This is a genomic window from Zarconia navalis LEGE 11467, from assembly GCF_015207075.1.
GTDB lineage: Bacteria > Cyanobacteriota > Cyanobacteriia > Cyanobacteriales > Geitlerinemataceae > Zarconia > Zarconia navalis.
In genome coordinates this window covers 1-9,725 of the sequence record NZ_JADEXN010000152.1, presented here as the reverse complement: position 1 = coordinate 9,725, position 9,725 = coordinate 1, and the positions used below count along the sequence as shown (strand labels likewise).

Annotated in this window: 8 protein-coding genes; 7 read left to right on the top strand and 1 reads right to left on the bottom strand. The window is 50.1% G+C overall.

The window, feature by feature from the left end:
• Positions 1 to 148 precede the first annotated feature (148 nt).
• From IQ235_RS10065 to IQ235_RS10040, 6 genes are all read left to right on the top strand, one after another.
• On the top strand, positions 149 to 1,246 hold the full coding sequence (locus IQ235_RS10065) for a glycosyltransferase family 4 protein (protein WP_264321338.1): 1,098 nt from the start codon (positions 149 to 151) through the stop codon (positions 1,244 to 1,246).
• Between the two features lie 30 nt (positions 1,247 to 1,276).
• Positions 1,277 to 2,371 (top strand): glycosyltransferase family 4 protein, encoded by a 1,095-nt coding sequence (locus tag IQ235_RS10060; protein ID WP_264321337.1) that lies wholly within the window; start codon positions 1,277 to 1,279, stop codon positions 2,369 to 2,371.
• The gene (locus tag IQ235_RS10055) at positions 2,368 to 3,639 is read left to right on the top strand and encodes a glycosyltransferase family 4 protein (protein WP_264321336.1); all 1,272 of its coding nucleotides are present in this window, start codon (positions 2,368 to 2,370) and stop codon (positions 3,637 to 3,639) included. Before IQ235_RS10060 ends, IQ235_RS10055 begins: the two co-directional genes overlap by 4 nt.
• A gap of 173 nt (positions 3,640 to 3,812) precedes the next feature.
• A complete protein-coding gene (locus IQ235_RS10050; protein WP_264321335.1) occupies positions 3,813 to 4,181 on the top strand; it encodes an STAS domain-containing protein in 369 nt (122 codons plus the stop codon).
• 265 nt (positions 4,182 to 4,446) lie between these two features.
• Positions 4,447 to 5,220: a photosystem II biogenesis protein Psp29 gene (gene psb29, locus IQ235_RS10045; RefSeq protein WP_319592571.1), complete on the top strand. Its 774-nt coding sequence runs from the start codon at positions 4,447 to 4,449 to the stop codon at positions 5,218 to 5,220.
• A gap of 929 nt (positions 5,221 to 6,149) precedes the next feature.
• On the top strand, positions 6,150 to 7,070 hold the full coding sequence (locus IQ235_RS10040; RefSeq protein WP_264321334.1) for a PEP-CTERM sorting domain-containing protein: 921 nt from the start codon (positions 6,150 to 6,152) through the stop codon (positions 7,068 to 7,070).
• 481 nt (positions 7,071 to 7,551) lie between these two features.
• Here IQ235_RS10040 and IQ235_RS10035 read toward each other — a convergent pair whose 3' ends face one another.
• Positions 7,552 to 9,381 (bottom strand): ABC transporter ATP-binding protein, encoded by a 1,830-nt coding sequence (locus tag IQ235_RS10035; protein WP_264321333.1) that lies wholly within the window; start codon positions 9,379 to 9,381, stop codon positions 7,552 to 7,554.
• Between IQ235_RS10035 and IQ235_RS10030 the strand changes: the two genes are divergently transcribed.
• A complete protein-coding gene (locus IQ235_RS10030) occupies positions 9,374 to 9,562 on the top strand; it encodes a hypothetical protein (RefSeq protein ID WP_264321332.1) in 189 nt (62 codons plus the stop codon). The genes IQ235_RS10035 and IQ235_RS10030 overlap by 8 nt on opposite strands.
• The last annotated feature ends 163 nt before the right edge of the window (positions 9,563 to 9,725 follow it).

Below are 9,725 nucleotides of genomic sequence, written 5' to 3'. Positions count from 1 at the left end.
GTCACTGAGCTTGTCGAAGTGCCCCCGCTTCCCCAGCTTCCCCAGCTCGATTTCACCAGAATCTAAAAAACATACACTTGTAAGCTCTCCCCGTCTCCCCGCTCCCATCCCGGTGCATCTACACGCAAAACTACCAGTGAGGCGATCTGTGAAAATTTGGCACGTTGGCTCTTCTTTTTCACCCCAAAAAGTTTGCGGGGTTAATAATAGCGTTTGGTTGCTCGCCCAATATCAGGCGCAATTGGGATGTGATGTGGCGGTGGTGGTCGATCCAGCTCCCGATGATGCCGCAAGAGAGTTGGCAGAAAAATCGGGGTTTGAAATTATTCACCTCCCCTCCAATCGATGGCAGTACGATCGCTCGGTGCTAGACCCGATTCTGCGCGATCGCCCCCCGCACGTCGTACATATGCACTCGGTTTTCATTCCCAAACAAGCCGCCCTCGCCCGCCAACTCGTCCGTCATAACATCCCCTATATCGTCAGTCCCCGAGGCGGTTTAGACTTCCGGCGCTCTCGATTGCAAAAGCTCGTTTACAGCACCCTCATTGAAAAACCCCGTTTCCGGGCCGCTGCTGCCATTACCCTGTTGATGCCCAAGGAAGAAGAAGCCGTGCGCGCTTTCGTGCCGGGGTACGACCAGCCGGTGCGCTGCCTGCTCAACCCCATCGAACCCAACCACCGCGAGGGCGATCGCTGGAGCAATCCCCAAACCAAACGGGTGGTATTTCTCGGGCGTTTCGACGTGGTTCACAAAGGCATCGACATTCTGGTCGCCATTGCCCGCCATCTCGAAGATGTAGAATTTCACCTCTACGGCAGCAAAGAACCCAAGAGCCAGCAAGTCTTAGAAGAGTTACAGCGCAACTTACCCCCCAACGTCTATTTTCACGAACCCGTTTTCGGCGATGCCAAAAATGAAGTACTCACTAGCGCGAGTTTGTACATCCAAGCTTCGCGGTGGGAAGGGTTCGGACGATCGATCGCCGAAGCCATGTATTTAGGGGTTCCCTGTGCTGTTTCAAACACGATTAACTTCGCCGAAATGTTCCGAGATAAAGACTTGGGTGTGGTGTTTCCCCCAGAACCCAAAGCTGCTGCCGAGTTGATTTCCAAAGCCATCGAAAATCCCGATCGCCTTGAGGATTGGTCAGAACGGGGGCGAGAATTCGCCCTGGCGCATTTTCAACCCCAAGCCGTCGCCGCCGGATTTCTCCGGCTTTACGAAGAAGTGGCTCGGGTTTAAACCGATAAGTTGTGTGTGGAGGCGATGGCGATGAAAATCTGGCATCTGGGAGCGGCATCGTCTCCCCAAAAGATCTGCGGTGTCAATCAAACCGTTTGGCTCATCGCGCGCGAACAAGCCCGACAGGGACACCAAGTGACTTTATTACTGGGTGCGAAACCCCACCCAAGAGCCCTAGATAGTGCCAAAACCGACGGCATTAACTTAATGCAGATGTCCGCAAACTGCTGGCGCTATACCTCGCTCCCATCGCAGCTCGATCGCAACCCCCCGGATCTGGTTCACCTCCACTCCGTCTTCATTCCCAAACAAGCAACGTTAGCGCGGACGCTGGGGCGGTATAACATTCCGTATATCATCACTCCCCACGGTGGATTGAACTTCCAACGATCGCCCCTGAAAAAGCGGATCTACAGCGCGTTGCTCGAAAAGGCTCGGTTTTCCCAAGCCGCTGCCATTACCGTCTTGACACCCCAGGAAGAAGCCGCTGTCAGAGCGTTCGTTCCTCAATACCAGGGAGTCCTCCGGTGGATGCCCAACCCGATCGACTTGCAAAAAATTCCCGAACCCAAGTGGCAGGGGAACACCAGTACAAAGCAACTGGTGTATCTCGGACGGTTCGATGTTCTCCACAAAGGGATCGATCGGATGGTCGCCCTGGCACGAGAGTTGGAGGAATTTACCTTTCACCTTTACGGAACTCCCGAATCTAAAACCCAAAACCGGCTCGCTCGCCTGCAGCAGAAATTACCAAATAACGTCCATTTTCACGATCCGATTTACGACGCTGGCAAAACGCAAGTTCTAGCCAACGCCAGTTTGTACGTGCAGACCTCCCGCTGGGAGGGATTTCCCATTTCCATTGCCGAAGCCATGGCTTTGGGAGTTCCGGCGGCCCTATCCGAGCATCTGGGGGTGGCTCAAATCTTTGCGCGGCACGATCTGGGCTTACCCTTATCCGTCAACCCCTTAGAGGCGGCAACCCAACTTAGAAAGCTATTCGAGAATCCCGAGAAAATTCATCATTGGTCCCGTCGTGCCCGATCGTTTGCCTGCGAATACTTCCAACCTCAGACCATTGCTGATGGCTATCTCGATTTGTACCAAACTGTTTTAAACCCATGAAAGTTCTTCTCTCTGCTTACGCCTGCCAACCCGGCGAAGGTTCCGAACCCAGCGTCGGTTGGAATACCGTTGTGGAAGCGGCAAAATCCCACGACGTTTGGGTATTGACCCGACGCAATAACCAAAGTGCGATCGAGACCGAACTCGCCCGCAACCCGATCGCCAACCTCCATTTCGTATACCTTGATGTCTTCAACTGGACTCGTCGCTGGAAGCCGGGTGAAGTGGGTAAAACTGTGAGAATTCACTACTACCTGTGGCAGGTACGGGCCTATTTTGCCGCTCGTAGCCTCCATCGCCAAATTGGGTTCGACCTGATGCACCACGTTACTTACGTGCAATATTCCGATCCCAGCTTTTTGGCGCTGTTCCCCGTGCCATTTATTTGGGGTCCCGTGGGGGGTGGAGAATCGGCACCCAAATCTTTTCGATCGACCTTTGACAAACGGGCGCAGCGTTACGAAACCCTGCGAGATATCAGTCGCTGGGTGGGGGAAGCCGATCCCTTCGTGCGGCTGACGGCCAAACGCAGTGCCATCGCCCTGGCCACCACCCAGGACACCGCCGAACGCCTTCACGCCTTAAATGCTCCTCGAGTCAAAGTCGTCGGACAGTGCGGGTTGAGCCGGGCGGAAATTGAGACTTTGGGGCGCTTACCCGCGCCGCCAGCGGCTCCGACGCGCTTTGTCAGTATCGGTCGCTTCCTGCACTGGAAGGGTTTCGACCTGGGTTTAGAAGCCTTTGCCCGCGCCCAAATCGAGGGGAGCGAATATTGGATGGTGGGGGATGGAGTTGAAGGCGATCGCCTCCAATCTTTAGCCGTATCTTTGGGGATCGGCAATCGCGTAAAATGGTGGGGTAAGCTCTCACGAGACAAAACCCTAGCAACGCTGGGGGACTGTCACGTTCTCGTCCATCCGAGCTTGCACGATTCGGGAGGATTTGTCATTTTAGAAGCCATGGCCGCCGCTCGTCCAGTCATTTGTCTGGACTTAGGAGGTCCAGCAACTCAAGTGACCCAAGCCACGGGATACAAAATTCCGGCAATCGATCGCGATCTTGCCATCGACGATCTAGCTTGTGCAATGAAGCGTTTGGCTGCCGATCGAGCGGGTTTAGCGCAAATGGGGCAAGCCGGACAGTCTCGGGTCAAAATGCATTACGATTGGAGTGCCAAGGGTCAGTTTGTCACCGAACTTTACGAGCGAGTATTTGCTTGTCAATCGGAGCCAGATCCAAAAGTGCCAGCAGGCAGTAATATCGGATAGTCTCCTGGCAACATCGTCGCGATTGCAAAAATCGATCCGCTTGTGGGCTTACATGATTTCTTGAGATGTCATAATTAAGTCAGGTTCCTAATGCGTACGATTGAGTTTCCGGGTTGGCAACCGCGTGCTGAAATTAGGACAGCAAAAGTGTTCATCATTTCGAGGGAGGGTCAGTGATCCACATCGAGCAGAAAACACACACGACAAAAGATGGATTAACCGTAATTGTCCTCGCCCCCACGGGTCGTTTGGATATTACCACTGCATGGCAATTTCGTCTGAAGCTACAAGAGTGTATTTCCAAGCAAAGCCATCATGTCGTAGTGAATTTAGGTCAAGTTAATTTTATTGATAGCTCGGGCTTGACATCTTTAGTTGCTGGGATGCGAGATGCTGATAAAGTCAAAGGCAGTTTCCGCATCTGTAACGTTCATCCAGAAGCCAAACTCGTGTTTGAAGTCACGATGATGGATTCGGTCTTTGAAATTTACGAAACAGAGGAAGAGGCTCTTGAGGGAGTTCCTCGCAATGTTGCGAGTTAAAGCTCTGGCTTCTAGTTTGGCTATCTGGCCGAACGATCGTCGACCGATGCGCTTCGATCTTTGCTGCCGTAGCTGGGCTTTGGCATTGCGAAATGCGGTAGCTTGTTGCTTCGCGCGCGACCGGTCAAAAAATTCTCTTTTGCCTTAGCAAAAAACAAACCAACAAAGAGCGGTTGGGAAAAGCAACGGAGCGATCGAGTCTACTTTCGCAGTAAACCCATCGGTTTTTCCCATCGGCGATCCCCGCCTCGCTCTTGGCAAAAAGATGTCTGAAGGGGAGAATGAAAGTCAATGCATCCCTATATTTTGTCCTGTGGATAACGTCCCTACTGTATCAGATACCAAAAGAGCTTTTTATAAGGTTCACACCCGTCCGATTAACTCAATTTATCGTCGGGTTGTGGAAGAATTGATGGTCGAAATGCACTTGCTATCGGTCAACGTCAATTTTAAGTACGATCCCATTTACGCCTTGGGGGTCGTATCGTCTTACGATCGCTTCATGCAAGGTTACCGACCCGAAGCTGATAAAGCTTCGATTTTTCGAGCCCTCACTGGGGCGATCGGAGTCGAACCCCAGCAGTATCGCCAAGACGCCCAATCCTTAGAATCCTTGGCTGCTAACCTCTCTGCCAACGAAGCGATCGCCGTGCTGGGCGGCTCGGAGTCTCCAGAGAAAGCCAGTCAATTATCAAAAATCGTTGAGGAAATTGCTGCTTCCGAGCACTTTAAGTACAGCCGCCTGTTTGCCATTGGGTTGTATGTTTTCCTCGAACTCACCGATCCTGACTTGGTGAAGGATGAAACGAGGCTCAAAGAAGCACTCGAACCGATTTGCGCCAAACTTGGGATTTTACCCGAGAAGACTCAGAAAGATCTGGAGCTGTACCGAAGCAACTTGGAGAAGATGGTGCAAGCTCAAATCGTCATGGAAGATATCCTCAAAGCCGATCGCAAAAAACGCCAGGAACGAGAGGAAGCAAAAAATGCAGTCGCCACTCCGCCTAGTGACTCCCCGGATGAAACGACCTCAGAATAAATCGAGATAGATCGGAAAAACTCGCCAGTTCCCAGAAAACACCTTCAAGTCAATGAGATTTCCACTTGCAGGCTTGAGAGGAACGGGGACTTGTGAGTTAAGAATATACTCACTCAAGATACTCGCAAAAATAATTTCCTAACATCAATAATAATTCTACTCACCATGGAATTATTGTATTCAACCAATTTAGGTCGTTTTTTTGTGCCCTAAGTTTCTCTCCCTGACTCGATCTTCAAGATCTAACAGGTTACTCATTGGCGTGCAAGTCTCCATATTGGCTAGATCGAGACATCCATGAATTAGGAGTCAGGAAAGTAGTTTGAGTGAAAGATTAGAGTCGACTAAAATTTTGCAAGCTCTATAGATAGTTTCCGTAAAGCTTAGGCCCAAAAGGGATAACTGACGATCCGAACTCAATATTTTTGAAAGGTCACTATTCTAGGTGACCTTTTTATTTTGCTTAGATCTTATTGATAATTTGCTCGAGTTTATAAATTTTTAAAGATCTACAGAAACATTGCTTTTATACTCTTTTATCCGAGAAAATACGGATATTTTCAATGCGATTGAAAAATGATACAGGCTGCAAAACTGAAATTGTCGATCGAATCTTCTTTTTCGATTTGAGATCGCTCAGACCTTGCGATCGCGATCGCACTGGCTCTCCACAAATCATTCTTATAGTGAGTTATAGTCACAGGCGAAAAAGGATAGTAACTTTAAGCTCAAAAGGTAAAAAGTTTACATAATTCCTCTGAGCTTAAAGACTTCACAAAGCATTTCAAAATCATTGACAGTTACAGCTCGCATTGAATATACCTGAAAAGTAGCAGGTTAATAAACATTTCAATCCCATTCGCTTTGTGAGGTTGGCCTGAGTGCAATCATCCAACTGTAGCATCAAAGAATTATTAGCAGGAAAAATCATGAAAGTTAAGCAGTCTTCAATTGTTTTTGGTTTATTGGCAGGAGGCGTTCTGTCTTCTTCAATCGCTCCCGCCGCGCAAGCCGGCACCTTCACCATGACCGCCCGAGATGTAGTCGAGGCCGAATGCTTGGGTTCAACCGTTTGCGACAACGTGGGAACGGATGACTTCTTTAAAGTAACTGCCGGTTCGACCGAAGACGCTTATAAAGAACTCAGCGGTAAATCCGTACACGGTGTTCTCGGGCTTGGTGTTTCATCGAATGGTGGTGAAACGGTTTTTGAAACTGGCAAGGGTGTCAAAACGGATAAAAATCATGCCGTCAAATCAGGTGACAATGTCGACTCCTGGGGAGAAGTGGATAAGGATGAGTTCCTGAAAATTAATTTCGACGGTCCGGGTATCTTAAAGCAGCTCGATTTGAGTGCCTTGTATCACGCAACACTCGATGAGAATGGCGAGCCAGAAGTCGGTGAGGATGGCAAAATAGTGCGTGGTGATTTTGGCGACAGAGTATTTGAAGCCGTCAAAGTTACGGCCAATGTATTTGGCGGCGGCGTTCTCGAAGGTTTGTTGAAAATTACCGGAGATACCACCGCAACTTGGACAACTGGCGGTGACACCGTGCAAGCGATCAATCTTTCGCCTTCGGCGAGTGGTGGCGGTGGCTCTTTCAGCGTCGCCAACCTCTTCGGCAATTCGTTGCTCACCGGTCTGAACCTGACTCCCGACAGCGAGTTCGGTCGCTACACCATTCAAGATTCTGATTTCACCTTGTCTAAAATCGTCGTCGAGCAAACCGGTGATGTCAAAGGTGTTTCCACCTCCGTTCCCGAGCCCGGAACCGTTAGCGCCCTCTTCGGTCTAGCGGCCGCAGCCGGTCTAAAACTGCGTCGTCGTCCCGAGGGTGATGCGGCCTAAGCGTGGGTTTTGATTCGGTAGGTGTTCGCTCCAAAGTAATTTAATGCTCGGCAAACTAGAGCTGGTATTTCTAACGAATGCCAGCTCTATTTGGATTTGAGGAATCTGGTTTGAGGGTATGACGATAGCTATATATCAGCGAGCTGGTGGTCTTACCCCTCGATCGCTGGCTTTCCCCTTACCTTGTCACCAATGACCCTAGCCTAGGAGCTGCTGCGATCGCCATCGATCGCAGATGGGTATCGAACTAAAACTTTAACTGAACTTTAAAGTTTTGTGACAAAAAGTTTGTGTTTATTGTTACAATAGTTTGAGAGGTAAAACTCAAAGTTTTAAAAATCCGCTGCTAACTTGGGAACGTGCAGCTTGGATTTCCTCAGAAATTAAACGACAACATTATTAAGTTATGTCAGAGCCAGCCGAATTTCGGTTGGCTCTTTTTTTGGGTTCGTTTCCAGAATCGCTCCTTGGGAAAGTCGCATCAATTACCGAGCATCTGTAACTGATAAAGACTGGCGTATAACCCCCCTTGCCCCAAGAGTTCCTCGTGATTTCCCGATTCCACAAGCTGTCCGCGCTTGAGTACGAGAATTCGATCGACATTGCGAATGGTTGAGAGTCGGTGGGCGATAACGATCGCCGTGCGATCTGCCAATAACCGATCCAACGCATCCTGAATCAGAGCTTCCGTCCCCACATCCAAACTGGCGGTGGCTTCATCGAGAACTAACACGCGGGGATTGCGAATGGCGGCGCGGGCAAATGCCAACAGTTGCTTTTGTCCTCCCGAAAGGTTTGTACCCCGTTCTCGCAGTTGGGTATCGTAGCCTTGGGGCAAATCTTCGATAAATCGATCGATGTTGGTTTGTTTTGCCGCCGCGTAGATTTGCGCCATCGAGTAGTCTTCCCCCAGAGTGATGTTGCTTTTTACATCTCCAGCAAATAAAAAGCCATCTTGCAAAATCACCCCGAGATAGCGACGCAGTTGGGCTTGAGGAATATCGCGAATATCGATGCCATCGATCAGAATTCGACCAGAACTTGGTTCGTAAAGACGACATAGGAGGCGGATAATCGAACTTTTTCCCGCTCCCGTAGGCCCGACGAGGGCAACTTTTTCACCGGGGCGAATGGTAAAGTCGAGATTTCGGAGAACGTAGTCATCGTCTCTGTAGGCAAACCAAACGCGATCGAACTGAATTTCTCCCACTTGAGGCTGACCGTCGATGGCTTCTAGGGAATTAATGGAAATGGGGGATTCAGCGTCGCGAATTTCGATCGGTTCGTCGAGTAAATCGCTAATCCGTTCGACAGCGGTAAATCCCGATTGGATCGAGGTGAATTTTTCGGCAAACTGACGCAGGGGTTCAAAAAGGCGCTGGGCAAACAAAATAAACGAGACGAGCGTCCCGACTTCGAGGGCGTTGTCCATCACGCGAAGACCTCCCAACCAAAGAACGCCAGCGATCGCGACTAATGCAATCCATTCTAAGATCGCCGAAACCATTGAATCGTGAAAAATGGTACGATCGACCTGGTTGACATAATGTTGGTTAATTTGGCGGAACAACTGAGCGTTAAAGAGTTCCCGCCGGAACAACTGAACGATGTTAATACCCGTCAGATTTTCTTGTAAGACGGAGTTTAGATTCGAGAGTTCTTCGCGGGCGCGGTAGTTGGCTTTGCGGAACTGTCGCTGGAAATAGACCACCGCAATGGTGACCGGAATCAGCATCAGCAATAGCATCAGCGCGAGTTGCCATTGCAGGGTAAAGGTGATGACAAGAATTGTGACGATCGATGCTAAGTCCGTAAGAATGCCGATTGCCCCGGTAGAGAAGACATCGCCTAGGGCATCCACGTCACTGGTGAGGCGGGTAATCAAGCGTCCGACGGGGGTGAGATCGAAAAATCGTGCCGAGAGCGAGGTAACGTGGACGAACAAGTCGTTGCGAATATCAGCGGTCATCCGCTGTCCCACCTTTTGTACCAAAAACCCTTGGATGGAGGTGAGGGCGAGGCGGACGACGATCGTCAACAAAAGTAACCCGGTGAGAATATACAATCCTTGGGATAGGGTTTTGCCTTCTAGCACAAAGAAGGTGGATTCCTGGCGAATCAGAGAAATAGCTTCTCCAATTAAGATGGGTTGAATCGCCCCCGATAGCGATAGGGGAACCAGCAATGCCAAGACAATGTAGAGTAAGCGACGATTGCGGCGGGCGTAGGGGACTAAGCGTAAGAAGAGTCGCCAATCATTTTCGCGACGGGGTGGGGTTGGAGTGCGAGTGGAGGAAGATGCAGTGGTCATTCAGAGCAAGAACGGGGGATTTAACTATGGTAGCGAACAAATGGTGTGGCTTAGAGCGGGTCAATTCTCGATCGAGCAAAATATCTCGTTGGCGTTAGCGCTCGTACCCAAACCCAAATCCCATGTTCCTAAAGGCGATCGTCTGTTGAATTTAGCCCCACAGGGAGATCGCAACCTGTAGAATTGGGGACGTAGAATTGACGTGCGATCGCACTCAATTTTCAAGTGAAATTTTCAACATTACGAGAGGAGAACCCATAATGATGGATCGTCGTGAATTTCTAGGATGGGTGGGTGTCGGCCTGGTGGCGGCTTCTTTGCCCGTTGCCCTAGCGGCCTGTGAT

Coding starts and splice junctions, on each gene's coding strand:
- psb29 (WP_319592571.1), top strand. CDS start 4,447: ATGTCTGAAGGGGAGAATGAAAGTCAATGCATCCCTATATTTTGTCCT.
- IQ235_RS10055 (WP_264321336.1), top strand. CDS start 2,368: ATGAAAGTTCTTCTCTCTGCTTACGCCTGCCAACCCGGCGAAGGTTCC.
- IQ235_RS10040 (WP_264321334.1), top strand. CDS start 6,150: ATGAAAGTTAAGCAGTCTTCAATTGTTTTTGGTTTATTGGCAGGAGGC.
- IQ235_RS10060 (WP_264321337.1), top strand. CDS start 1,277: ATGAAAATCTGGCATCTGGGAGCGGCATCGTCTCCCCAAAAGATCTGC.
- IQ235_RS10035 (WP_264321333.1), bottom strand. CDS start 9,381: ATGACCACTGCATCTTCCTCCACTCGCACTCCAACCCCACCCCGTCGC.